21 protein-coding genes and 2 tRNA genes are annotated in these 22,623 nt (G+C 72.7%); 10 read left to right on the forward strand and 13 right to left on the reverse strand.

All coding sequences use genetic code 11. The annotated features are described in order from the left end of the window. Positions 1 to 52 precede the first annotated feature (52 nt). The 4 genes from ACZ56B_RS13710 (at position 53) to ACZ56B_RS13725 (ending at position 3,700) form a co-directional block, all read left to right on the forward strand. Complete coding sequence (locus ACZ56B_RS13710; protein ID WP_468789489.1) at positions 53 to 775, forward strand: M50 family metallopeptidase; 723 nt, start codon at positions 53 to 55, stop codon at positions 773 to 775. 106 nt (positions 776 to 881) lie between these two features. Next, complete coding sequence (gene aroA, locus ACZ56B_RS13715; protein WP_468789491.1) at positions 882 to 2,198, forward strand: 3-phosphoshikimate 1-carboxyvinyltransferase; 1,317 nt, start codon at positions 882 to 884, stop codon at positions 2,196 to 2,198. 12 nt (positions 2,199 to 2,210) lie between these two features. Next, positions 2,211 to 3,221, forward strand: a complete 1,011-nt coding sequence (rsgA, locus tag ACZ56B_RS13720) for a ribosome small subunit-dependent GTPase A (protein ID WP_468789493.1) — start codon at positions 2,211 to 2,213, stop codon at positions 3,219 to 3,221. Between the two features lie 155 nt (positions 3,222 to 3,376). Continuing rightward, the gene (locus ACZ56B_RS13725) at positions 3,377 to 3,700 is read left to right on the forward strand and encodes a DMT family transporter (RefSeq protein ID WP_468789495.1); all 324 of its coding nucleotides are present in this window, start codon (positions 3,377 to 3,379) and stop codon (positions 3,698 to 3,700) included. A gap of 54 nt (positions 3,701 to 3,754) precedes the next feature. Here ACZ56B_RS13725 and ACZ56B_RS13730 read toward each other — a convergent pair whose 3' ends face one another. Next, on the reverse strand, positions 3,755 to 4,366 hold the full coding sequence (locus ACZ56B_RS13730; protein ID WP_468789497.1) for a TetR/AcrR family transcriptional regulator: 612 nt from the start codon (positions 4,364 to 4,366) through the stop codon (positions 3,755 to 3,757). 120 nt (positions 4,367 to 4,486) lie between these two features. Between ACZ56B_RS13730 and hisN the strand changes: the two genes are divergently transcribed. The 3 genes from hisN to ACZ56B_RS13745 all read left to right on the forward strand — a co-directional run bounded on the left by hisN (position 4,487) and on the right by ACZ56B_RS13745 (position 6,629). After that, positions 4,487 to 5,287, forward strand: a complete 801-nt coding sequence (hisN, locus tag ACZ56B_RS13735; protein WP_468789499.1) for a histidinol-phosphatase — start codon at positions 4,487 to 4,489, stop codon at positions 5,285 to 5,287. A gap of 251 nt (positions 5,288 to 5,538) precedes the next feature. Next, entirely contained in the window at positions 5,539 to 5,952 is a 414-nt protein-coding gene (locus ACZ56B_RS13740; RefSeq protein ID WP_468789501.1) for a CBS domain-containing protein, read from the forward strand. Between the two features lie 260 nt (positions 5,953 to 6,212). After that, positions 6,213 to 6,629, forward strand: coding sequence for a Fur family transcriptional regulator (locus ACZ56B_RS13745; RefSeq protein WP_468789503.1), 417 nt, complete (start codon positions 6,213 to 6,215; stop codon positions 6,627 to 6,629). Positions 6,630 to 6,798: 169 nt separating this feature from the next. Here ACZ56B_RS13745 and ACZ56B_RS13750 read toward each other — a convergent pair. The 4 genes from ACZ56B_RS13750 to ACZ56B_RS13765 all read right to left on the reverse strand — a co-directional run bounded on the left by ACZ56B_RS13750 (position 6,799) and on the right by ACZ56B_RS13765 (position 12,130). Beyond that, positions 6,799 to 6,872: transfer RNA gene (locus ACZ56B_RS13750), tRNA-Met, on the reverse strand. Positions 6,873 to 7,021: 149 nt separating this feature from the next. Next, positions 7,022 to 8,839 (reverse strand): tetratricopeptide repeat protein, encoded by a 1,818-nt coding sequence (locus ACZ56B_RS13755; RefSeq protein ID WP_468789505.1) that lies wholly within the window; start codon positions 8,837 to 8,839, stop codon positions 7,022 to 7,024. Positions 8,840 to 9,063: 224 nt separating this feature from the next. Beyond that, a tRNA-Met gene (locus tag ACZ56B_RS13760) sits at positions 9,064 to 9,137 on the reverse strand. A gap of 56 nt (positions 9,138 to 9,193) precedes the next feature. Then, positions 9,194 to 12,130, reverse strand: a complete 2,937-nt coding sequence (locus ACZ56B_RS13765; RefSeq protein ID WP_468789547.1) for a UPF0182 family membrane protein — start codon at positions 12,128 to 12,130, stop codon at positions 9,194 to 9,196. A 164-nt stretch (positions 12,131 to 12,294) separates the two neighbouring features. On the opposite strand from ACZ56B_RS13765, the gene ACZ56B_RS13770 reads away from it, so the two are divergent. Beyond that, positions 12,295 to 12,837, forward strand: a complete 543-nt coding sequence (locus tag ACZ56B_RS13770) for a PPA1309 family protein (protein ID WP_468789507.1) — start codon at positions 12,295 to 12,297, stop codon at positions 12,835 to 12,837. A 24-nt stretch (positions 12,838 to 12,861) separates the two neighbouring features. On the opposite strand, the gene ACZ56B_RS13775 is transcribed toward ACZ56B_RS13770, so the two are convergent. The 4 genes from ACZ56B_RS13775 to ACZ56B_RS13790 all read right to left on the reverse strand — a co-directional run bounded on the left by ACZ56B_RS13775 (position 12,862) and on the right by ACZ56B_RS13790 (position 16,272). Then, complete coding sequence (locus ACZ56B_RS13775) at positions 12,862 to 13,956, reverse strand: YlbL family protein (RefSeq protein ID WP_468789509.1); 1,095 nt, start codon at positions 13,954 to 13,956, stop codon at positions 12,862 to 12,864. A gap of 100 nt (positions 13,957 to 14,056) precedes the next feature. Then, the gene (locus ACZ56B_RS13780) at positions 14,057 to 14,221 is read right to left on the reverse strand and encodes a hypothetical protein (protein WP_167531740.1); all 165 of its coding nucleotides are present in this window, start codon (positions 14,219 to 14,221) and stop codon (positions 14,057 to 14,059) included. A gap of 279 nt (positions 14,222 to 14,500) precedes the next feature. Next, the gene (locus ACZ56B_RS13785; protein ID WP_468789511.1) at positions 14,501 to 14,959 is read right to left on the reverse strand and encodes a molybdenum cofactor biosynthesis protein MoaE; all 459 of its coding nucleotides are present in this window, start codon (positions 14,957 to 14,959) and stop codon (positions 14,501 to 14,503) included. A 149-nt stretch (positions 14,960 to 15,108) separates the two neighbouring features. Further along, complete coding sequence (locus ACZ56B_RS13790) at positions 15,109 to 16,272, reverse strand: SDR family oxidoreductase (protein ID WP_468789513.1); 1,164 nt, start codon at positions 16,270 to 16,272, stop codon at positions 15,109 to 15,111. A 192-nt stretch (positions 16,273 to 16,464) separates the two neighbouring features. Between ACZ56B_RS13790 and ACZ56B_RS13795 the strand changes: the two genes are divergently transcribed. Continuing rightward, the gene (locus ACZ56B_RS13795; RefSeq protein ID WP_468789515.1) at positions 16,465 to 17,940 is read left to right on the forward strand and encodes a zinc-dependent metalloprotease; all 1,476 of its coding nucleotides are present in this window, start codon (positions 16,465 to 16,467) and stop codon (positions 17,938 to 17,940) included. Further along, positions 17,937 to 18,464 carry an NUDIX hydrolase gene (locus ACZ56B_RS13800; protein WP_468789517.1) on the forward strand — a complete coding sequence of 176 codons (528 nt, stop codon included), beginning with the start codon at positions 17,937 to 17,939 and terminating at the stop codon, positions 18,462 to 18,464. The genes ACZ56B_RS13795 and ACZ56B_RS13800 overlap by 4 nt, the downstream gene beginning before the upstream one ends. Positions 18,465 to 18,520: 56 nt before the next feature. On the opposite strand, the gene ACZ56B_RS13805 is transcribed toward ACZ56B_RS13800, so the two are convergent. The 4 genes from ACZ56B_RS13805 to ACZ56B_RS13820 form a co-directional block, all read right to left on the reverse strand. Then, positions 18,521 to 19,276 carry an AIM24 family protein gene (locus tag ACZ56B_RS13805; protein WP_468789519.1) on the reverse strand — a complete coding sequence of 252 codons (756 nt, stop codon included), beginning with the start codon at positions 19,274 to 19,276 and terminating at the stop codon, positions 18,521 to 18,523. A gap of 17 nt (positions 19,277 to 19,293) precedes the next feature. Then, positions 19,294 to 19,974, reverse strand: a complete 681-nt coding sequence (locus ACZ56B_RS13810) for an AIM24 family protein (RefSeq protein ID WP_468789521.1) — start codon at positions 19,972 to 19,974, stop codon at positions 19,294 to 19,296. Positions 19,975 to 19,986: 12 nt separating this feature from the next. Then, entirely contained in the window at positions 19,987 to 21,729 is a 1,743-nt protein-coding gene (locus tag ACZ56B_RS13815) for a TerD family protein (RefSeq protein ID WP_468789523.1), read from the reverse strand. Positions 21,730 to 21,885: 156 nt separating this feature from the next. Next, a complete protein-coding gene (locus ACZ56B_RS13820) occupies positions 21,886 to 22,479 on the reverse strand; it encodes a M48 metallopeptidase family protein (protein ID WP_468789525.1) in 594 nt (197 codons plus the stop codon). Between the last annotated feature and the right edge of the window lie 144 nt (positions 22,480 to 22,623).

A 22,623-nucleotide genomic window follows, 5' to 3' on the forward strand; every position in this document is an offset into this window, starting at 1 on the left:
GCACGCGCAGGCAGCGGGAAACCGACGGGAACACAGGGAGAGCACCGCCAGCATGGTCAGCACCGCGTCCGCCTCGCTCGCCTCCCTCTGGGACGAGATCGCCGGCACCCAGCCCGATCCGGACCTGTGGGTGGTCGTCGCCACTCTGGCCGCCGCGCTCGTCGTCGTCGTGCCGCACGGGCCGTGGCGCCTCTCGCGCAACGCCATCACCATCGCCCACGAGGGCGGCCACGGGCTCGTGGCCCTGCTCACCGGCCGCACCCTGACCGGCATACGCCTGCACTCGGACACCAGCGGCCTGACCGTCAGCCGCGGCAAACCGCACGGCATCGGCATGATCCTGACCGCGGCGGCCGGCTACACCGCTCCCCCGCTGCTGGGCCTGGGCGGCGCCGCACTGCTCGGCGCCGGGCGCATCACCCTGCTGCTGTGGCTGGCGACGGTGCTGCTGGTCGCGATGCTGGTGATGATCCGCAACGCGTACGGGGCGCTGACCGTGCTGCTCACCGGCGGCACGTTCGTGGCCGTGTCCTGGCTGACCGGTCCCCAGGTGCAGGCGGCGTTCGCGTACGCCGTGGTGTGGTTCCTGCTGCTGGGCGGGGTCCGCCCGGCCTTCGAACTGCAGGCCAAGCGGGCGCGCGGGGGCGCGGGGGACTCGGACGCGGACCAGCTGTCCCGGCTGACGCACGCGCCGGCGGGGGTGTGGTTCCTCCTGTTCCACGCGGTGTCGCTGTGCTCACTGGTCGGCGGGGGCCGCTGGCTGCTGGGGCTGTGACCGCCGGACGGGGCGTGCGGCCGGGTCGCGCACGGCTCCGCCCCGGGGCTCGACCAGCCACAACGCTGCCGCACCCGATCCACCGCCGCCCACTAAAGTGGGGCGCATGACCGTTAACCCCGCGTCCACCGCCCCCTGGCCCGCCCCGCACGCAAGCGGAGCCGTCAACGCGACGGTCCACGTGCCCGGGTCCAAGTCGGTCACCAACCGTGCCCTCGTGCTCGCCGCCCTCGCCTCCGAGCCGGGCTGGCTGCGCCGCCCGCTGCGCTCCCGCGACACCCTGCTGATGGCGGGCGCGCTGCGGGCCATGGGGGTCGAGATCGAGGAGGGCGTGGGGCCGGACGGCACCGGGGAGGCCTGGCGGGTGCTGCCCACGGGCCTGCACGGTCCGGCCACCGTCGACGTCGGCAACGCCGGCACGGTGATGCGGTTCCTGCCCCCGGTCGCCGCGCTGGCCGACGGCCCCGTCCGCTTCGACGGCGACCCGCGCTCCTACGAGCGTCCCCTGAACGGCGTCATCGACGCGCTGCGCCACCTGGGTGCCCGGATCGACGACGACGACCGCGGCGCGCTGCCGATGACCGTGCACGGCGGCGGCGCCCTGGACGGCGGCACGGTCTCGGTCGACGCGTCCTCGTCCTCCCAGTTCGTCAGCGCCCTGCTGCTGTCCGCGCCGCGCTTCAACCAGGGCGTCGAGGTCCGGCACACCGGCTCGGCGCTGCCCTCCCTGCCGCACATCCGCATGACCGTCGACATGCTCCGCGCGGTCGGCGCCCAGGTCGACACCCCGGAGTCGGGCGGCGAGCCCGACGTCTGGCGGGTCACCCCGGGCGCCCTGCTCGGCCGGGACCTGACCGTCGAGCCGGACCTGTCCAACGCCCAGCCGTTCCTGGCGGCGGCGCTGGTGACCGGCGGCAGGGTCGTCATCCCCGACTGGCCGGCCCGGACCACCCAGCCCGGCGACCGCCTGCGGGAGATCTTCACCGAGATGGGCGGCTCCTGCGAGCTGACCGACCGCGGGCTCGTGTTCACCGGTTCCGGGTCGGTCCACGGCATCGACGTGGACCTCGGCGAGGTCGGCGAGCTGACGCCGGGCATCGCGGCCGTCGCGGCGCTCGCGGACTCGCCGTCCACCCTGCGCGGCGTGGCCCACCTGCGGCTGCACGAGACGGACCGCCTGGCCGCGCTCACCAAGGAGATCAACGAACTCGGGGGCGACGTCACCGAGACCGCCGACGGCCTGCACATCCGCCCGCGCCCGCTGCACGGCGGGGTCTTCCACACCTACGAGGACCACCGCATGGCCACCGCCGGCGCGGTCATCGGCCTGGCGGTCGAGGGGGTGCGGATCGAGAACGTCGCGACCACGGCGAAGACCATGCCGGACTTCCCCGAGCTGTGGACCGGGATGCTCGGGGCATAGGGGCACACGACCATGCGCCGCTACGGCAAGCACACCGACGAGGACGACATCCGCTCGCGCCCCAACCGCAGGGGCAACCGGCCGCGCACCCACATCCGGCCCAAACACGAGGACGCGGCCGAGGGCATGGTCCTCACCGTCGACCGGGGCCGGCTGACCTGCCTCGTCGAGGACCGGACGGTGGTGGCGATGAAAGCCCGCGAGCTGGGCCGCAAGGCGGCGGTGGTCGGTGACCGGGTGGCGATCGTCGGCGATCTGTCCGGGAAGAAGGACACGCTGGCGCGGATCGTGCGCATCGAGAAGCGCACGTCGGTGCTGCGCCGTACCGCCGACGACGACGACCCCTACGAGCGGGTCGTCGTCGCCAACGCCGACCAGCTGGCCGTCGTCACCGCCCTCGCCGATCCCGAACCCCGTCCGCGGCTGATCGACCGCTGCCTGGTCGCGGCGTACGACGGAGGGCTGACGCCGCTGCTGGTGCTGACCAAGTCGGACCTCGCGCCGCCCGACAAGTTGCTGGAGCTGTACGGCGACCTCGACATCCCGTACGTCGTCACCAGCCGCGCCGAACTGGAGAGCGGCACGGCGGCCGAGCGGGTGCTCGAGCAGCTGGACGGCCGGGTCACGGCGTTCGTGGGACATTCCGGGGTCGGCAAGACGACACTGGTCAACGCGCTGGTGCCGCAGGACCGACGGCGCACGACGGGACACGTGAACGCGGTGACGGGGCGGGGCCGGCACACGACGACCTCCGCGCTGGCGCTGCCGCTGTCGGGCGCGGACGGGTGGGTGATCGACACCCCGGGCGTGCGGTCCTTCGGGCTCGCCCACGTCGATCCCTCCCGGGTCATCCACGCCTTCCCCGACCTGGAGCCGGGCACGGAGGGCTGCCCGCGCGCCTGCAGCCACGACGAGCCGGACTGCGCGCTGGACGCGTGGGTGGCCGGGGGCCACGCGGACCCGGCGCGGCTGTACTCGCTGCGGCGGCTGCTGGCGACGCGGGAGCAGCCGGAAGGCGACTGAGGCGCGGGGCCGGGGGCGCGCTCCGGGAAAGCGGCCCCCGCGTTGTTTGTCCGGGCATGCGGACGGTAAGTGCATAATCGCACCCAGCCGGACCCGAACCCGTCGAACCCGGCGAAGCGGTCACCGTGCGTGGCGAGAACACGGGAGGACGACACATGGCGTGGCTGCTGGTCATCGTGGCCGGGCTGCTCGAGACCGGTTTCGCCGTGTGCCTGAAGCTGTCGCACGGCTTCACCCGGCTGTGGCCGACGATCGCCTTCTGCGCGTTCGCGCTGGGGAGCTTCGGGCTGCTGACCCTGGCGCTGAAGAAGCTGGACGTGGGCCCGGCGTACGCGGTGTGGACGGGGATCGGTGCGGCGGGTACGGCCGTCTACGGGATGGTGTTCCTCGGCGACCTGGTGTCGACGCTGAAGATCGTGTCGATCACGCTGGTGATCGTCGGGGTGATCGGTCTGCAGCTGTCGGGGTCGGCGCACTGAGCGTTCGCGCCCCGCGGCGCGGTGCCACGGCACACCGGTCCCGCGGCGCCGGCCCTACGGCACCGGTTGCCGGCGCAGGGCGCTGCGGACCAGGTCGGCCACGCCGCCCTCGGCCGGTGGGGCGGCGACGCAGGACAGGGCGAGGCGGATCACGAGTTCGCAGGAGCGGGCGAGGTCGAGGACGTCGGTCCGGGGTGTGCCGGGTCCCGCCAGGGCGGCGACGGCACGGTCGCGGACGAGGACGACGAAGTCGGTGGGCGAGGGCAGCGGGCCGTCGGCGCGGCGCTGGGCGGGGACGGCGGAGCCGGACCGCGCGGGTGCGAGGGCCGGGGCGGGCAGGCGTTCGCTCCAGCAGCCGGTGAGCATGGCGCGGACCAGGGCGTTCCCGCGGGCGGCGGAGGCCGTCCACTCGGCGGTCGCGGTCAGCCGGTCGCGCACGTCGGCGGAACCGGCGAGGGCGCGGTCGACGCCGGCGAGGTAGCCGTCGGCCTCCCTGCGGACGAGGGCCCGCGCGAGGCCGTCCTTGCTGCCGAACTCGTTGTACAGCGTCTGCCGGGAGACTCCGGCCGCGGCGGCCACGTCCACCATCCGCACCGCGGACCACGGCCTGCGTGCCAGCGCCGCGCAGGCGGCGTCCAGCAGAGATTCCCGCGCTGCGGGCATCATCGCCTCCCTCGGGGCGAGCGGCCGGTCCTGCGGTTCAGGTTTGACGCGCCCCCGGGGGCTGTCAAGGGTTCGCGAGCCCCCTGTGGCCCCGCCCCCGCCTCGGCGGATACCGTTCGTTGCATGCCCGACTACCTCGACGACCTGCGTCTCGCCCACGTCCTCGCGGACGCCGCCGACGCCGCGACGACGGACCGTTTCAAGGCCCTCGACCTCAAGGTCGAGACCAAACCGGACATGACACCGGTGAGCGAAGCGGACAAGGCCGCCGAGGAGCTCATCCGCGGCCACCTCCAGCGCGCCCGGCCCCGGGACGCGGTGCTCGGCGAGGAGTACGGGGTGGAGGGCACGGGCCCGCGCCGCTGGGTGATCGACCCGATCGACGGGACGAAGAACTACGTGCGCGGCGTCCCCGTCTGGGCCACCCTCATCGCCCTGATGGAAGCCGGTGAGGGCGGTTACCAGCCCGTCGTCGGCGTCGTCTCCGCCCCTGCCCTCGGCCGCCGCTGGTGGGCCGCGAAGGGCGGAGGCGCCTTCAGCGGGCGCAGCCTGTCCTCGGCCTCCCGGCTGCAGGTCTCCCGCGTCCCCCGGCTCTCCGACGCCTCCTTCGCGTACTCCTCGCTCAGCGGATGGGAGGAGCGGGGGCGCCTCGACGGCTTCCTCGACCTCACCCGTCAGGTGTGGCGCACGCGCGCGTACGGCGACTTCTGGCCGTACATGATGGTCGCCGAGGGGTCGGTCGACGTGTGCGCCGAACCCGAGCTCTCGCTGTGGGACATGGCCGCCAACGCCATCATCGTCACCGAGGCCGGCGGCCGTTTCACCGGGCTCGACGGCCGTCCCGGACCGCACAGCGGCGACGCCGCCGCGTCGAACGGCCTGCTGCACGACGAACTGCTGGGGTATCTCGGCCGGCGCCGCTGACGCCGGCCGGGGCCGGACCGCGCCCCCCTCTCCCCGGGTTCCCCCGCGTGCGGACCGGGGCGCCCCGGGTCTCCCCCGGCCCGCGTGCGCGCCCCGGCCGGCCGCACGCGCCCCCTTGTTGCCCCCCGCCTTGCCTGCCACTCTGAGGGTCCCCCCACTTGTGAACTTGTGAAACCGTGCACGAGCGGGCGCCCCGTCCGTGGACGCGGTGTCCGCGAGCGCCCGGTTTCCGGAAGGAGGTGGCTCCCACCATGCTCGTCCGTGACGCCATGAGCACCGTGGTCCTCACCGTCGGCCCCGCCCACACCCTCCGCCAGGCCGCCGCCCTGATGTCCGCCCGCCGGGTGGGCGCGGCCGTGGTCCTCGACCCCGACGGCACCGGCACCGGCATCCTCACCGAGCGGGACGTCCTCGACTCCGTGGGGCTCGGCCAGGACCCGGACACCGAGCGCGTCCACGCCCACACCACCACCGACGTCGTCTTCGCCACCCCGTCCTGGTCCCTGGAGGAGGCCGCCGCCGCCATGAACCACGGCGGCTTCCGTCACCTGATCGTCCTCGACCGGGGCGAGCCCGTCGGCGTCGTCTCGGTCCGCGACCTCATCCGCTGCTGGGCGCCGCGGCGACGACCGGACCGGCCCGTACCGGCGCAGGTGCCGGCCTAGGGGGCGCCGCCGCGGGGCGCGCGGAACGGGCCGGAGCGTCCGCCGGCGCCCGGGACCCGCCGTTTCGACCGCCGACCGCCGGGCAACCGACCTCCGTGGCAAGCGGCTCCTGCGTCACGTGCGCCCCCCGCGTCACGGCCGGACCGATTGCCCTTGGCCGAAACCGATCTCGGTCCTAGAATGGATATTGTCCAAAACAAGGAAAGATCCAAAGTCACACCCATTCGGGACCTGGTTCCCCTGCTGCTAGGCTGGTGCCCATGAGTGACCTTCTGGAACGGCTCCGCGGACGTGGATGGCGGATGACCGCGCAGCGCCGTGTCGTGGCCGAGGTCCTCGACGGCGAACACGTCCACCTGACGGCCGACGAGGTGCATGCCAGGGCTGTCGCCAAGCTGCCCGAGATCTCCCGGGCGACCGTCTACAACACCCTGGGCGAACTGGTCTCGCTCGGCGAGGTGCTGGAGGTCGCCACGGACAAGCGGGCCAAGCGCTACGACCCCAACGCCCACCGCCCGCACCACCACCTGGTCTGCGCCCAGTGCGGCGCGATCCGCGACGTCCACCCGAACGGCAACCCGCTGGCCGACCTCCCCGACACGGAGCGCTTCGGCTTCACGGTCTCCGACGTGGAAGTGACGTACCGCGGCGTCTGCCCGAACTGCGCGGCGGCGTAAGCGCCCGGCACGCGAGCGAGAGCCCCGGCACCGATGGGTGCCGGGGCTCTCGTCGTGTGCCGGCCCGCCCCCCGGCCCACCGCTCGGCGAGGGACGCGCGCCGCGACGGAGGGGCGGGCCAACGCACCGAGGGCCGGAATCCCTTCGGATTCCGGCCCTCGGCCTTCAGTAGCGGGGACAGGATTTGAACCTGCGACCTCTGGGTTATGAGCCCAGCGAGCTACCGAGCTGCTCCACCCCGCGTCGATGAATGCAACGTTACGTCAAGGGACCGAACAGAAGCAAATCGCTTTCCGCGGGCCACCGCCGCCCGGCCCCGGGCCCGTGCCGCACCGCAGGGGCGGGCCGGGGCCGCGCCGCCACCCGCCGGACGGGCGGTGCCGCGGCCCGGGTCAGGCCGACAGTTCCTGGCGCAGGGCGTCACGGAGGCGCGTGGCGCGCTCCCTGACCGCCTCGGGGCCCAGGGCCGCCGCGCGGTCGGCCCAGCGCTGGCCCTCGGCGAGCTCGCCTCGCCGTGCGTAGACCAGCGCGAGGCGCAGCGCCGCCCGGCCGTGCCCGGCGTCGGCCGCACGGGTCCACCAGACGACCGCCTCCGGCTCGCTGCCCTCCCTGGCCAGCAGCAGGCCCAGGTTGAAGGCGCCGTTGCGGGAGCCGGCCTCGGCCGCCTCGCGGTACCAGCGGGCCGCCTCGACCACGTCACCGCGGGCCGCGGCGAGCATGCCGACGCGCACCTGCGCCCGGCGGTGGCCCTGGGAGGCCGCGCGCTCGTACCACTCCTCGCACTCGCTCCGCCGGTGCACCGGCTCCCCCAGCTCGTGCGCGGGCTCGGGCGGCCTGCGGGCGTCCAGCACCGCCGCCAGGCGGTACGCGGCCTCCGCGCTCCCGCCGCCCGCCGCGCACCGCAGGAAGCGCTCCGCCTCGCCCTCGTCGCCGTCCCGCAGCCTCGCCATGCCGACCTGGAGCGCCGCCTCGGTGTGCCCGGCGGCCGCCGCCCGCTCGTACCAGCGCAGCGCGGCGTCCTCCTCGCCCCGGCCGGCGTGCAGGATGCCGAGGTTGAAGGCGGCGTCCACGCTGCCCGCCTCCGCGGCCTTGGAGAACCACGGCTCCGCGCCCGTCTCGTCGCCGGCCCGCAGCAGCAGGATCGCCAGGGCGTTGGCCGCCTCGCGGTGGCCGGCGTAGGCGGCCCGGCGGTACCACTGCTCGGCCTGCTGGGTCCGGCCCTGCTCGGCGCAGAGCAGCCCGAGGTTGTACGCGCCGTTCACATCGCCGGCGTCCATCGCCGCCCGGTACCAGCGCTCCGCGGTCTGGGTCTCGCCGCGCTCGGCGTGCAGCGCGCCCAGCGCGTTGGCGGCGTTGCCGTCGCCGTCCTGCGCGGCCCGCAGCCACCACACGGCGGCGTTCTCGGAGTCTCCCGCGTCGCGCAGCAGGAAGCCGAGCGCGCAGGCCGCCCGCGCCTCGCCGTCCTTGGCGGAGGTCAGGTACCAGCGGCCGGCCTCCTTGAGCTCGCCGCGCCGCTCCAGGATCGCCCCGAGGTGCAGCGCGGCCCTGCGGTGCCCGCGCGCGGCGGCCTGCCGGTACCACTGCTCGGCCTCGTCCGCCGACGGTGCGCGGCGGTCGTCGGCCTGCCGCGCGGCCCTGCGGTCCAGTGCCCGTGCCAGCCGGTACGCGGCCTCCCGGTGTCCCCGCTCGGCGGCGGCCCGCATCCAGCGCTCGGTGCCGTCCGCGTCCCCGCGGTGTTCCAGCAGGTCGGCGAGGGCGTACGCACCGAGGGTGTGGCCCTGCTCGGCGGACTGGCGCAGCCAGTACTCGGCGGCGGGTTCGTCGCCGCGCTCGCGGTGGTGGCGGCCGAGGGCGTGCGCCGCGGCGGCGGAGCCCGCGACGGCGGCGATCCGCCACCATCCGGCGGCCTCGTCGGCGTAGCCCCGCTGGTGCAGGAGGACGCCCAGGTTGTTGGCGGCGGCGCGATCACCCGCGGCGGTGGCGGCCCGCAGGTGGGGTTCGGCTCCGTCGAGATCACCGCGGCGCAGCAGCATGGCGCCGAGGATGCTCATCGCCTCGACGTCGCCGGCCTCCGCGGCGAGTCTCTGGCGCAGCTCCTCGGCCGCCTCGTCGGCGGCTTCCCCCGTCTCGTCGCGGGGTTCCTCCCGAACGGAGGCCTGCACAAAACGCCCTGTCCCGTACAGAGTTGCCTTGTCCCCCATAACGTCCATCGTCGCACCACCTGCAACCTGGGTACACCTGGTATACCGCAGTCAGTGAGGTCACTTCAGCGTTTTGTCGACATGCCCACAGAGAGACAAGTCAAACACAGATCCCCCAACTCCCGTCGACGGCACGGCCGTCGCCTGCCCCGGGTACATGCGTTCGCACACCACAAAGGCCCGGATTCCTTGCGGAATCCGGGCCTTTGCCGTCGCCGACTTCGCGACTTCAGTAGCGGGGACAGGATTTGAACCTGCGACCTCTGGGTTATGAGCCCAGCGAGCTACCGAGCTGCTCCACCCCGCGCCGTTGTGTGACAACCGTAGCACGGCGCGGGGCGGAACGTTCGACCGGCCTGCTCGCTAACTGCTCGGGCTCGCCTCCGGACCGGGGCTGCCGCCCCCGCCGCCTGCGCCGCCCCCTTCGGCCGACTGGGCCTCCTCAGCCCTGCGCAGCGCGTTCTCCAGGTCCTCCTGCGCCCGGCCGTAGGCCTCCCAGTCGTTGTTCTTCAGGGCCTCCTGACCGGCCTCGAAGGCCTTCTGGGCCTCCTCCAGCGCCTCCTGGACCGTGGGGTTGTCCGACGTCGGCGGCGGCGGCGTGCCCTCGTCCTCGCCGGTGCCCTCGTCCTCGCCGGTCGGCGGATCGGTGGGCGTGCCCTCCCCTCCGAAGACCTTGTCCAGGGCCTGCTCGAGGGTGTCCTCGAAGGCGGTCTGGCCTCCGTAGGTCACCAGGACCTTCCGCAGCAGCGGGTACTTGAGCCCGCCACCGCGCACGTAGACCGGCTCCACGTACAGCAGTCCTCCGTCGAGGGGGACGGTCAGCAGGTTGCCGTACTCCACCTCGGAGTCGCCGCCCCTCAGCAGCCGGATCGTCTCGGCGATGTCCTGCTGGGAGTTGAACTGGCTCTGGACCTGCTTCGGTCCGGCGACCGTGGTGCTCGTCGGCAGTTTCAGGATTCTGATCTTGCCGTAGTCCTCCGTGCCCGGATCGGCGTTCACCGCCATGAAGGCACTGAGGTTGTCACGGCCGTTCGGGGTGAACGTCGTGGTGAGCGAGAAGGTCTGCTCCTGCTGATCGGGCATCTTCATGCTCAGGTAGTACGGAGGTACCGCGTCGCCCGTCTTGTTGGTCGGGTCGGCCGGCACCTGCCACACCTCGCTGCCGCTGAGGAACGTCGTGGCGTCCTTCACGTGGTAGCGGGTGAGCAGTTCGCGCTGCACCTTGAACAGGTCCTGCGGGTAGCGCAGGTGGGCCATCAGGTTCTCGGAGATCTCGCTCCTCGGCTCCACCGTGTCCGGGAACGCCTTCATCCACGTCTTCAGGACGGGGTCCTTGGTGTCCCACTGGTAGAGCTTGACCTCGCCGCTGTACGCGTCGACGGTCGCCTTCACCGAGTTGCGGATGTAGTTGACCTGGTTCTGCTGGGCCACCACCGTCCGCTGGTCGTTGGTGGCGGTCAGCGAGTCGGCCGTCGTGTCGCCGAGGGTCGTCCGCGACGCGTACGGGTAGCCGTTGCTGGTCGTGTAGGCGTCGACGATCCACTGGATCCGGCCGTCCACGACCGCCGGGTAGGCGTCGCCGTCGATGGTCAGCCACGGGGCGACCGCCTCGACGCGCTCCTTGGGCGTGCGGTTGTACAGGATCCGCGAGCCCTCGCCGATCGCGCCGGAGTACAGGATCTGCGGCTCGCTGAAGGCGACCGCGTAGGCGGCCCGGTTGACCGGGTTGGCCAGGTTGACACCGCTGTCGCCCTGGTAGCTGTACGTCTTCTCGCCGCTGTCGTCGGAGTAGTCGATCTCCTTCTGGGGACCGCCGACGATCGAGTACGTGGTCGTCCGCTCGCCGTAGTAGACGCGCTGCTCGTACTCCCCGAGATCGCCCTTCGAAGGCAGGTCGGACTCGGTGAACACCGGACGGCCGCCGGAGTCGGCGCTGGTGCCCTCGGCGGCGACGACACCGTATCCGTGCGTGTACCGGAAGTGGTCGTTGATCCAGTTCCGCTTGGGGATGCCGTCGTAGTTCAGCTCGCGCAGACCGATGACCGTGTCCTGCTCCTTGCCGTCCTTGCTGTACCGGTCGACATCCAGGTTGGTCGGGAACGCGTAGTAGTTCCTGATCTGCTGGAGCTGCTGGAACGTCGGCGAGACGACGTTCGGGTCCATGATGCGGATGCTCGCCGCGTCGGCGACGTCGTCCCGCAGCTGGGTCTTGTCCTCGGTCTGGACCGTGCCCGGGTAGTCGCTGACCTTGGAGTCGTCGATGCCGTAGGCCTCACGCGTGGCCTTGAGGTTCTTCTCGACGTACGGCGCCTCCTTGGCCTGCTCGTTCGGCTGGACCTGGAACTTCTGCACGATCGCCGGGTACAGGCCGCCGATGAGGACGGCCGACAGCACCATCAGGCCGAAGCCGATCACGGGCAGCTGCCAGGTGCGCCGCCACAGGGTGGCGAAGAACAGCAGCGCGCAGATCACGGCGATGCAGAACAGGATCGTCTTGGCCGGCAGGTAGGCGTTGGCGTCCACGTACCTGAGGCCCGTCCAGTTGTCGGTGGCCTTGAAGTCGCTGGACTTGACCGCGAGTCCGTACCGGTCGAGCCAGTACGCGACCGCCTTCAGCGCGACGAAGACGCCGAGGAGCACCGACAGGTGCCCGGTGGCCGCGGCGGTGGCGCGCGCCCCCGGGCTGGTGAGGCGCAGCCCGCCGTACAGGTAGTGGGTGAGCGCGGCGGCGATCAGCGACAGGATCGCCGCGGCGAAGCCGAAGCCCAGCATGAACCGGTACCAGGGCAGGTCGAAGGCGTAGAAGGAGACGTCGAGCTTGAACTGCGGGTCCTTCTGCCCGAAGGGCACGCCGTTGACCCACATCAGCCAGGTCCGCCACTGGCTCGACGCCGAGGCGCCGGCGATCAGGCCCACCAGCGCGGTGATGCCGAGCAGCAGCCACTTCTTGTACGGGGCGATGCCCATCCGGTACCGGTCGAGGTTCTGCTGCTCCATCGACATGGCGCTCAGCGGCGGCCGCATCCGGTGCGCCAGCCAGACGTTGAAGCCGACCGCGAAGGCCATCAGCAGACCGAAGACGAAGAAAAGCCCGATCTTGGTCCACAGGGTCGTCGTGAACACCGACGAGTAGTCGACCGACCGATACCACAGCCAGTCGGTCCAGAACCCCGCGAACATGGTGAACACCATGCCGAGGACGGCCAGGACGCCCAGTGTCATGAGCAGGGTCCGGACCCGCCGGGACGGGCGGCCCACTCTGATCCGTGGCCCTGTCGGGCCTCCGCCGCGGTCCGGCATCTGGAAAGCCAAGGTAGGCACCTCGAAGTTCGCTGTTGATTCGTCAGGCCCGCGTTTTCCGTGGACCGGGTGGGACCCCCGTGGCAGCGGGGCCCCACCTATGCAACTTACTCACCCTTTACTCGGTTCCCGATTCCGGCCAGGAACGAGAGAGGATTGTGACCATGTCCAACACACCCATGGCGGCGAGCCCGCTCACCCGGGCCGTGCTCGAGATCGACGAGTACGTCTCCGGCCTCGGCTGGGACCAGCCCGCCCGTCTCTTCGCCCTCGTAGACACCGCCCGGCTGCGCTCCGAACAACCCTCCCTCGCGGACCGGCTCGGTCTGGACGGCGAGCAGGGAGCGACCGCTCTCACCCCGATCGAGCAGGACGAGATTCCAACGGGCAGGCCGCTGGACGAGTTCCTGGGCACCATCGCCTGGCCCGACGCGGTGGCCGGCTGCGCCCTGACCGTGGAGCGGCTGATGCTGCCGCCGTCCGCGGAGGCCGAGGTCCCCGGGGACCTGGACGAGGCCGCGCTGACGAAGTGGGTGGCCGCGCACCCGGAGCGCCAGGAGGTCCGCATGACGGTCGCGGTGCTGCGCGACGGGGCCCGCGAGTCGGCGCTGCGGCTGCGCGAGAAGGACTCCCCCACCGAGGTCCTCACCGGCTCCGGACTGGTCCCGGGCCTGGCCGAGGCCCTGGCGGCGACGTTCGAGGAGTAGCCGCCCCGGTCGGCGGGCCGCCGGTCAGGAGGCCGTGCACCTGGGCAGGTCGGCGGTGTCGCCGGAGCGGATGTCCGCCAGGGCGTCCAGGGCGTCGCGCATGGTCTTCACCTTCACGAGGGTGAGGCCCTCGGGCGTGTCCTTGGCGGCCGCCGCGCAGTTGTCGGCGGGCGTGAGGAAGTACTGGGCGCCCTTGCTGCGCGCGCCGACCGTCTTCATCTCGATGCCGCCGATCTGCCCGACCGTGCCGTCGTCGTCGATCGTGCCGGTACCGGCGACGAACGCGCCGCCGGTCAGGCTGCCCGGAGTGAGCTTGTCGTAGATGCCGAGCGCGAACATCAGGCCCGCGCTCGGCCCGCCGACGTCGGCGAGCTTGATGTCGACGGTGAACGGGAAGGTGTGGTCGGTCCCCGCGGAGATCCCGACGACGGCCCGCTCCTCACCGGCGTCGTCGGAGGTCGTGGTGGTGATCGTGACCTTCTCGGTCCTCGTCGCCGCCCGGTTCCCCTTCTCGGCGGCGGCCTGCTCCTCGGCGGGCACGATCGTGAAGACGACGTCCTCGCCCGGCTCGTGCTCGGTCACCAGCTCGGCGACGTCGGCCGGCTCCTTCACCGCCTTGCCGTCCACGGCCTTGATCACGTCGCCCGCGTGCAGCTTGCCCTCGGCCGGGGAGTCCTTGACGACCGTCGAGACGATCACCCAGGACTCCACCGGGACGTCGAGCTCCTTCAGGGCCGCCACCTTGGCGCTCTCCTGGGACTGGCTGAACTCCTCGGCGTTCTCCTGGGTGGACTCCTCCTCCGTCTTGCCGTCGGGGTAGAGGGTGTCGTGCGGCACGACCTTGTTGTCGTGCGCGAGCCACCCGTAGACGGCCTCGACGAGGTTCATCCGGTAGTCGGCGCTGGTGACCCGCACCGTGGTCATGTTGAGGTGGCCGTCCGTCGGGTACGTCCTGCGCCCGGAGATCTGCAGCACCGGCTCGCCGTCGTGCTCGCCCAGCGTGTTCACCGTCGGCCCCGGGGACATCTCCGCGTACGGCACGGGGAGGAACACCCCCGCGCACAGGAGCGCGATCAGCATCAGGGTGGAGGCGAGCATCGTCGCGGTGCGGCGTGGCATGTCTCGACAGTACGGGACACGCCTGTCAGCGCACCGTCAGGGCCGCCCGGACGGGCGGCCCTGCGCACGTCGTACGTCGTGACCTGCTGTTTCCCGGTCGTCAGCCGCCCGATCGGGGTCTTTCCATGGCCTCGCGGAAACGGGCGTAACCGATGAGTTCGGGTCCGTCGCTCCGCACCTTGCGGGTCCGGTTGGCCCAGCTGCCCCACAGCCCCGCGCCTATCGCAGCCACAAGCGGAATCAGCAACCAGGCGAGCGCCGCCATGCCGACCTCCCAACCCCATGAGCGTCCGCGACTGACTGATCAGCAGATTAACCATCCGCAGTGACAACGCTCACGTCCGGGGGGCGGTTACGCAACCGGAAGGTCCGGCCACGGCGCACCGGTCCAGCGGCCCCGCCCTCCCGTCGCCCGACCACCACCCCCCAATGACGGCACTACGCGCCGACCCGCCCTCCCGTCACCCGACCACCACCCCCCAATGACGGCACTACGCGCCGACCCGCCCTCCCGTCACCCGACCACCACCCCCCAATGACGGCACTACGCGCCGACCCACTCTTCTGTCCCGTCCGAGAACCTCTGGTGCTTCCAGATGGGCACCTCGCGCTTGAGGTCGTCGATCAGCTTCCGGCACGCCTCGAAGGCCTCGGCCCGGTGCGGGCACGACACGCCGACGACGACGGCCAGGTCCCCGATCCCGAGGTCGCCCACCCGGTGCACGGCGGCCAGCGCCCGCACGGGGTACTCGGCGACGACCTTCTCGGCGATCCGCCGCATCTCGTCCTCGGCGCTGGGGTGACACGAATAGCCGAGCCCGTCGACGTCGGTGCCGCCGTCGTGGTTGCGCACGGTCCCCACGAACAATGCCGTCCCGCCGGCCGCGTCCTCCCCGACCGCCCGGAAGACCTCGTCCACCGACAGCGGTGTGTCACGGATGCCGATCAGCTTGATCGGGTCCTGCGCCGCCTGCTCGCCCGGGTGATCGCGCGTGGATGCCATGCCCCCATCGTGCCGCACGCCGGCGGCAACGCGGAACGACGTCATTACCCGCCGCACGGCCCCTGCCGGTGCGGCCCCTCTCCCGGCGGGCCCGCGCGGGAGGGCCGGCCCGGCCCCGGCCGGGGATCCCGGCCCGCCGGCGCCGCTGCTCAGATCCGCCGCCGCGCCCGCCGGGCCCGCCGCACCACCGCCGCCGCGCCCAGCAGGGCCACCGTCGCGCCCGCGGCGCCCGCCGCCGTCGCGTCCTTGCGCCCCAGCCGCCGGCCGACGACCGTGTGCCTGCCGGAGACCTCCTCCAGCAGTTCCGCGAGCACCTCCTCGTTGGTGTACGCGGGCCGCCACCCGGCGTCGTGCAGCCGGCTCCCGCTCACCACCCAGGGGTACATCGTGTACGCCAGGTCCCCGGCCGGGGAAGGGGTGAGCCCGATCCGGTGCAGCCGGGCCGCGGCGCCCAGCGCCACCGCCGACGGAAGCTCCATCCGGCGGATCCCGGTGAGCTCCTCGACCTCCTCCTGCTCCAGCCATCCGTCGCAGCCGACGGCCAGCTCCCCGTCGACCTTCTCCAGCACCGCGTACTCCAGGGCGCTGCACAGGTCATCGACGTGGCAGAACTGCCACGCGGGCCGCGATCCGGCCACCACGAGCAGCCGGGGTGACTCGAAGTACCTGGTCAGCGCGGTGTCGGTGCCTCCCACCAGCACGGCGGGGCGGACGACGGTGACATTGAGTCCCGGATGCGCCCGCGGCGCCCGGCGCGCGAGCCGCTCGATCTCGAGGAGGTCGCCGACGCCCGTGGCCTCCGCCGTGGCCCGCAGCTCCGCGTCCTCGGACAGCGGCAGCTCGTTGTCGGGCAGCGCCCCGTAGACCATCGTCGAGGTGCACAGCACCACGCGGTGCACGCCGGCCGCCGCCGCGGCCGTCAGGACGGTCTGCGTCCCCCGTACGTTGTAGGCGGTGCGGGCCGCGGCGTCGGTCTCCAGGTCGAGGTCGAGCGCCAGGTGCACCACCGCGTCGGCCCCGCGCAGCTTGTCGGCGATGGCCGGGTCCCGCACGTCCAGGATGTGCCAGCGGGCCTCGGCACACTCGCCGCGCCGCTCGTCGATGGCGATGACCTGCTTGATCTCCTCGGAGGCGGCGAGCCGCCCGGTGAGCAGCGCGCCCACGCCGGACGCGGCGCCGGTGACCGCCACGACGGGGCCGCGCCTCGCGGCCGTCCCGCCGGCGCGGGACACCGTGGTCGAGGGGTCGTGACCGGGCGACGGGCGGGCTGACTTGTTTCGCGCTGCGCGAACCTGCGGATCTGGGGAACTCACCGGGCGTCTCCAGCGGTTGTCTTCAGTACGAGCGCAAGTCACGCGTGCGTACCAGGTGGCATCCATCCTGCCGCAGGCCCTCTGTCGGCGAAGCACCGAGGCTCGAACCGCCTCAGGTGTCTACGCTGGGTGGTGTTGTCGGGCAGCCGTGCCGCCGGAAAGAACCGGCGGCCCTACCAGCCGAGGAATCCCGTGAGTGACACCCCATTCGGATTCGGCCTTCCGCCGGAGGAGCCGGACGACGGCGACGAGGGCAAGAAGAAGGACCAGCAGGGCGGCGGTGGTCAGGGCCCGGCCAACCCGTTCGGTTTCGGCATGCCCGGAGCCGGAGGCTTTGGCGGTCCGGGCACGGACAATCCGTTCGCCGCGATGTTCGGGTCGCTGAACCCCACCGACCTGGGTGCCGCGTTCCAGCAGCTCGGCCAGATGCTCTCCTACGAGGGCGGCCCGGTGAACTGGGACATGGCCAAGCAGATCGCACGCCAGACGGTCGCCCAGGGCACCGCGGGCGGTTCGAAGGACGCGAGCGTGGGCCCCGCCGACCGCAAGGCCGTCGAGGAGGCCGTCCGCCTGGCCGACCTGTGGCTGGACGCCGCCACCTCCCTGCCGTCGGGCGCGCACTCCGCCGTGGCCTGGAGCCGCGCGGAGTGGGTCGAGGCGACCCTCCCGGCCTGGCAGGAACTGGTCGACCCGGTCGCCGAGCGCGTCGGGAACGCCATGGGCGACGTCCTGCCCGAGGAGATGCAGGCCATGGCCGGCCCGCTGATCGGCATGATGCGCTCCATGGGCGGCGCCATGTTCGGCACGCAGATCGGGCAGGCCGTCGGCGTGCTGGCCGGTGAGGTCGTCGGCTCGTCCGACATCGGCCTGCCCCTCGGGCCGGCCGGGCGGGCGGCGCTGCTCCCGCTGAACATCGAGACGTTCGGCAAGGACCTGGGCGTCTCCCAGGAGGAGGTGCGGCTGTACCTCGCCCTGCGCGAGGCCGCCCACCAGCGCCTGTTCGCACACGTCCCGTGGCTGCGCTCGCACCTGTTCGGCGCGGTCGACGGCTACGCGCGCGGGATCAAGGTCGACACCGCCAAGCTGGAGGACGTGGTCGGCCAGTTCGACCCGCAGAACCCCGAGCAGCTGCAGGAGGCCCTGCAGCAGGGCATGTTCCAGCCGGAGGACACGCCGGAGCAGAAGGCCGCCCTGGCCCGTCTGGAGACGGCGCTGGCGCTCGTCGAGGGATGGGTGGACGCGGTGGTGCACGCGGCGGCCAAGCCCCGGCTGTCGTCGGCCGACGCGCTGCGCGAGACGCTGCGCCGCCGCCGTGCCTCGGGCGGCCCGGCGGAGCAGACGTTCGCCACGCTGATCGGTCTGGAGCTGCGTCCGCGGCGGCTGCGCGACGCCTCGCGCCTGTGGGCCTCGCTCACCGACGCGCGCGGGGTCGACGGGCGGGACGCCCTGTGGGCCCATCCGGACATGCTGCCCACGGCCACCGACCTGGACGACCCGGACGGCTTCGTGCACCGCGAGCAGATCGACTTCTCCGAGCTGGACAAGATGCTCGGCGAGGCGGCCGACAAGCCCGACCTCAGGAAGAAGGACAAGGGCGACGAGGACGACCGGGGCGGGGCGGGCGAGCACCGGGACGGCGGCCGGGGCGAGGGCGACGGCACCGCGTGAGCCTGTACGACGACGCGGTCCTCGTGCTCAAGGGGTACGAGGACCAGTCCGAACTGCGCCAGGCCTACCTGGACCACCTCGCGGCGCATCCGGACGGCATGTGGAAGGCCTGCCGCGCGGGCCACATCACGGCGAGCGCCCTGGTGGTGGACCCCGGGCGCGGCCGCGTCCTGCTCACCCTGCACCGGAAGCTGCGCATGTGGCTGCAGATGGGCGGGCACTGCGAGCCGGGCGACGCCTCGCTCGCGGCGGCGGCCCTGCGGGAGGCCGCGGAGGAGTCCGGCATCGCGGGCCTGACGCTCCTCCCGGGCGGGCCGGTGCGCCTGGACCGGCATCCGATCCCGCCGCCCTGCCACTGGCACTTCGACGTCCAGTACGCGGCCCTGGCCGCCCCGGACGCCGCGCACGCGATCAGCGACGAGTCGCTCGACCTGCGCTGGTTCCCGTACGACGAGGTCGCGGACGTGGCCGACGCGTCGGTCCTGCGGCTGGTCGAGGCGACCCGGAGGAGACTGGCCGCCTGAGGCACCGGTCGAAGGGGGGCGGCCGCCCCCCTTCGACCGGTGTCGTCCGCGTCCGGTCAGCTCCAGACGTTGCCCTGGTTCCGGCCGCGGGCGCCCTGCTGGCCCATGCCGTACTGCGCGGCGAGGCCCGAGCCGATCTGGGCGTTCTGCGGCGGCAGCAGTTCGCTGGGCTGGACCAGCACGAAGCCGCTGCCCATGAAGCTGAGCTCCCACCCCTCGCCGGTGCTGCCGCGGCGCCGCCACACCCCGGAGGAGTGCGTCTGGGCCTGCATCTGCACCCGCAGCGCGGTGGACCAGGCGACGATCGCGTCGGCGTCGCAGTTGACGTACTTGTCGGGCGTCACCTGCAGCAGCAGCGGCATGCCGGAGGTCATCAGGGCGACCCTCCCCCGGCCGGTGATGTTGAGCTGGTACTTCCCGGAGCCGGAGATGCCGTACAGGCTGTCGACGGCGATGACCTCGTGGTGCAGCGAGGAGTCCATCGCGAGCACGTAGCCGCTGTCGACCGTCAGCCCTTCCTGGTCCACCTCCATGAGGTGGATGTGCTGGGCGAGGTTGGCGAGGTAGACCGTGCCCTGCCCGTGGCAGCGCATGAGGTCGAGGCCCTCGCCGGTGTGCGCGCGCGTGCGCGCCTGGCCGTTGCCCTGGAACTCGGCGTCGAACTCGACCATGCCCTGGTAGGCGACCATGGACCCCTTACGGGCCAGGATGTCGTCGTGGCCCTCCAGGGCGACCCGGAGCATCTGCTTGTTCTGCAGGCTCCAGCGTTCCTGGGTCTGTTGGTCGTGGTGGGCGAAAAGCGGGCTCTGCATGGTGTGGTTGCTCCCCCTCAGCCCCGGATCCGGAGGCGGTCGGTGCTGTCCTCACTGGGCTGGACGACGACGATGCCCTGACCGGAGAAGGCCATCTGGAAGGCCTCTCCGCTGCCGCGGCCGATCAGCGACTGGGCCCGGAAGCTGCGCTTGCCCTTCACCTTGAGGTTCGGGGACCAGGCGACCAGGGCGTCCGGGTCGACGTACGTCTCGTCCTCGCCGCCGCCGCAGTCGACGACGATCGGCTTGCCGCGGGAGGTCAGCGCGACCCAGCCCTGCCCGGAGATCCTGGTGTTCCACAGGCCCTGCCCGGCGAACTTCGCCAGGCCCTTGACCCGCTCCACGCCCCACGTCAGGTGCGCGTCGAAGGCGAGCAGGTTGGTGGCGTTGACGGAGATGCCGTCGCCGTCGAGGTTGATCACGACGACGTTCGCGCCGTAGTCGGCCAGGTAGAGCAGGCCGTCGCCGGAGCACTTCATCAGGGGCGCGCCCTCGCCGGTCAGCCAGTCCTTGGCGATCTGGCGCACGGCCGGCGGGTTGGGCTCGTACTGGACGAATCCCTCGTAGGCGACCATCGACCCCACGCGGGCGAGGAGGTCGTTCCCGGTCCGCATGGCGACCTTCAGCATGTGGTTGCCGTGGTTCTCCATGCGGGCGGTGACGGGGGCGGGGGCGAAGCCCGCGAGCGGCTGGTTCATGACGGGCTCCCCTTAGATCTCGTACGGCTGGACGACGACGAAGTTTCCGGGTGCGCCCCGGAACTGGAGGTTGACGCTCTCCCCCGTGTCGCCGGGGTAGGAGTTGCGGCGCATCCGCACCTGGCTGGAGACGACCACCTGGGAGGCGGCCGACCAGGCGACCACCGCGTTGCAGTCGGCGAACGTGGTGGGTGTGACCGGCAGCACCACGGGCACGCCGTGCGTCTTCACCACGACGGTGCCGATCCCCTGGAACTGCATCGTGAACAGCGCGCCGCCGGGGATGCCGTGCCCCTCGATGCGGCGGACCTCGTACTGCAGTCCCTCGTCGAAGGCGAGGACGTTCTCGGCGGAGACGCACACGGCGTCACCCTGGAGCTCGATCGGGTGCAGCATCGTGGCGTCCTCGGCGAAGAACACCTGGCCCTGGCCGGTGCAGCGCATCAGCTGCATCTCCTGGCCGGTGGCGTTGCCCACGACCCGGCCGGTGAAACCGGCGCCCTTGTAGCCGAAGTCGACCTTGCCCTGGTAGAGCACCATGCTGCCCTGCCGGGCCAGGACGGGCTGGCCGCCGACACCGAGGTCGACGCGGACGAGCTTCTTGTTCTGCTGCGTCCAGCGCTGCCCGGTGGGCGTCTCCTTGAACTGCTGGAGCGCGCCGAGCACGCCCGCGCCCTGCGGGGCGCCCTGGGGAACGCCCTGCGGCGCCCCGTAGGGGGCCTGCTGTCCCGGGAACGGTCCGGGCGGCGGCTGGCCGTAGCCCGGGGGAGGCGTCGGCCCGCCGTAGCCCGGAGGGGGCGTCGGCCCGCCGTACCCCGGAGGCGGGACGGGTGCCGGGGGCGCCTGCGGCGGGACGGCGTAGCCCGGGGGCGGCGGGGCGGTCTGCCCCGGAACGGGCGGCCCGCCGTACGGCGGGTGCTGTCCCGGTCGGCCGTGGGGCGCGGGGACCGGGGGCGGGGGCGGCACCGGGGAGCCGCCGGGCGGGGTGTGCAGGGGCGCGGCGATGGTCGGCGCGGTGTGCACCGGCGGCGGGACGGCGCCCGGCGGGGGCGCGAAACCCTGGGCGGCGGGCTGGGGCGCGGGGGCCGGAGCGGGCACGGGAGCCGGAGCCGGCGCGGGAGCGGCGCCGGGTACGGCGAACGCGGGCGGCGCGGCGGCCTGGGCGGGCGGCGCGAAACCGGGCACGGCCGCGTCCGCCTGCGGCTGCTGCGGGGCGACCGGTTCGTCCTCGGCCACCTCGCCGCCGAAGTTCCTCAGCAGCGCGTCGAGCCCGCCGTCGAAGCCCTGTCCGACGGCGGCGAACCGCCACACGTCCTTGAAGTAGAAGTCACCCAGCATCACGGCCCGCTCGGTGGAGAACTCCGACCCGTGGAAGGGGTACCGGGCCACCTCCTCGCCGCCCGCGACGATGCGGATGTACCCCGGGCCGATCTGCGACATCTGGCCGGCGCCGTCGATGGTCGCCGTGAAGGACAGCTTCCTGATCCGCTGCGGGATCCGGTCCAGCGTCACCCGGAAGGACTCCGTGTCGCCGGCCTGCGCACCCAGGAGCTGGATGGACTCCTCGGGGGACTTCGGCTGGTTGTAGAAGACGAAGTACCGGTCGTCCGAGAGCCGCTCGTCGGCGTCCAGGCCGAAGCAGCTGATGTCGAAGGTCAGTCCGGGCCCGGAGATCTGCACGCCTACGTACAGATCCGTGCCGGCGGTGAGGTCACTGATCCTGGCCTTGTGGCCGCGTTGGAATTCCCTGGCCATGCGTACGACCGTCCCCCATCCCGAATGCGAGTGCGTCGCGCCAGGCTAACGGCAACCTCCGACACCGGACGAAGCCGGTGCGGGCAGTCGGTACAGACCCGGTACACAACGCGCACGGCCGCGCACGGCCCCGCGGTGAGCCCGTCCCGGCCGGGCTCACCCCTCGTGGGCGGCCGGCACACGGGGCAGCCGCCCGGCCGCGGCCACTCCTTCGAGGTAGCCCCTGGCCCGCTCGGTCCTCGGGTACGCCTCCAGCAGCCGCCAGAAGCGGGGCCCGTGCCCGGGCACCAGCAGGTGCGCCAGCTCGTGGCACAGGACGTAGTCGACGACGTACTCGGGCATGCCCTGGAGCCGGTGCGACAGGCGGATGCTGCCCTCGGAGGGGGTGCACGAGCCCCAGCGCGTGTTCTGGTTGGTCACCCAGCGCACCGACGCGGGACGGGCCCTGCCGTCGAAGTACTGGTCCGACAGACGCCGGGCGCGCTCGGCCAGCTCGGTGTCGCCGGGCGTCCGCCTGCTCTCCTGGGCGGCCAGCTTGTCGAGCATGACGGTCACCCAGCGCTGCTCCTCCGCCTCGGACATCCGGGCGGGGATGAGCACGACGGTGCGATCGCCCTCGCGGTACGCGGAGACCGTCCTGCGGCGGCGGGCACTCCTGCGGACCTCGATCGCGCTCGCCCGTGAGCCGTTCGTCGGCTGGCTCGTGCTGCGCTGTGACGTTGCGGCGCGGTGCGGTGGGTCGGCGGGCACGTCCCGACGGTACCCGCTGCACCCGGGGAAGTCCCGGCTCCGGGACGGTTCGATGATGATCCTCCCACCGGGCGCCGGATTCATGTGATGAATCACCTCGCCTGTGGAAAACTTCCGGCGGCCACCGGCCCGTGCGGACATGCT

It is taken from the genome of Streptomyces sp. NPDC034670 (assembly GCF_055574875.1).

What these genes read in the sequence shown, in the direction of transcription:
- ACZ56B_RS13770 (WP_468789507.1), top strand. Translation starts at nt 12,295, where the DNA reads ATGTCCAACACACCCATGGCGGCGAGCCCGCTCACCCGGGCCGTGCTC.
- ACZ56B_RS13740 (WP_468789501.1), top strand. Translation starts at nt 5,539, where the DNA reads ATGCTCGTCCGTGACGCCATGAGCACCGTGGTCCTCACCGTCGGCCCC.
- ACZ56B_RS13775 (WP_468789509.1), bottom strand. Translation starts at nt 13,956, where the DNA reads ATGCCACGCCGCACCGCGACGATGCTCGCCTCCACCCTGATGCTGATC.
- ACZ56B_RS13765 (WP_468789547.1), bottom strand. Translation starts at nt 12,130, where the DNA reads ATGCCGGACCGCGGCGGAGGCCCGACAGGGCCACGGATCAGAGTGGGC.
- ACZ56B_RS13815 (WP_468789523.1), bottom strand. Translation starts at nt 21,729, where the DNA reads ATGGCCAGGGAATTCCAACGCGGCCACAAGGCCAGGATCAGTGACCTC.
- rsgA (WP_468789493.1), top strand. Translation starts at nt 2,211, where the DNA reads ATGCGCCGCTACGGCAAGCACACCGACGAGGACGACATCCGCTCGCGC.
- hisN (WP_468789499.1), top strand. Translation starts at nt 4,487, where the DNA reads ATGCCCGACTACCTCGACGACCTGCGTCTCGCCCACGTCCTCGCGGAC.
- ACZ56B_RS13755 (WP_468789505.1), bottom strand. Translation starts at nt 8,839, where the DNA reads ATGGACGTTATGGGGGACAAGGCAACTCTGTACGGGACAGGGCGTTTT.
- ACZ56B_RS13725 (WP_468789495.1), top strand. Translation starts at nt 3,377, where the DNA reads ATGGCGTGGCTGCTGGTCATCGTGGCCGGGCTGCTCGAGACCGGTTTC.
- ACZ56B_RS13785 (WP_468789511.1), bottom strand. Translation starts at nt 14,959, where the DNA reads ATGGCATCCACGCGCGATCACCCGGGCGAGCAGGCGGCGCAGGACCCG.
- ACZ56B_RS13805 (WP_468789519.1), bottom strand. Translation starts at nt 19,276, where the DNA reads ATGCAGAGCCCGCTTTTCGCCCACCACGACCAACAGACCCAGGAACGC.
- ACZ56B_RS13810 (WP_468789521.1), bottom strand. Translation starts at nt 19,974, where the DNA reads ATGAACCAGCCGCTCGCGGGCTTCGCCCCCGCCCCCGTCACCGCCCGC.
- ACZ56B_RS13780 (WP_167531740.1), bottom strand. Translation starts at nt 14,221, where the DNA reads ATGGCGGCGCTCGCCTGGTTGCTGATTCCGCTTGTGGCTGCGATAGGC.
- aroA (WP_468789491.1), top strand. Translation starts at nt 882, where the DNA reads ATGACCGTTAACCCCGCGTCCACCGCCCCCTGGCCCGCCCCGCACGCA.
- ACZ56B_RS13730 (WP_468789497.1), bottom strand. Translation starts at nt 4,366, where the DNA reads ATGATGCCCGCAGCGCGGGAATCTCTGCTGGACGCCGCCTGCGCGGCG.
- ACZ56B_RS13710 (WP_468789489.1), top strand. Translation starts at nt 53, where the DNA reads ATGGTCAGCACCGCGTCCGCCTCGCTCGCCTCCCTCTGGGACGAGATC.
- ACZ56B_RS13745 (WP_468789503.1), top strand. Translation starts at nt 6,213, where the DNA reads ATGAGTGACCTTCTGGAACGGCTCCGCGGACGTGGATGGCGGATGACC.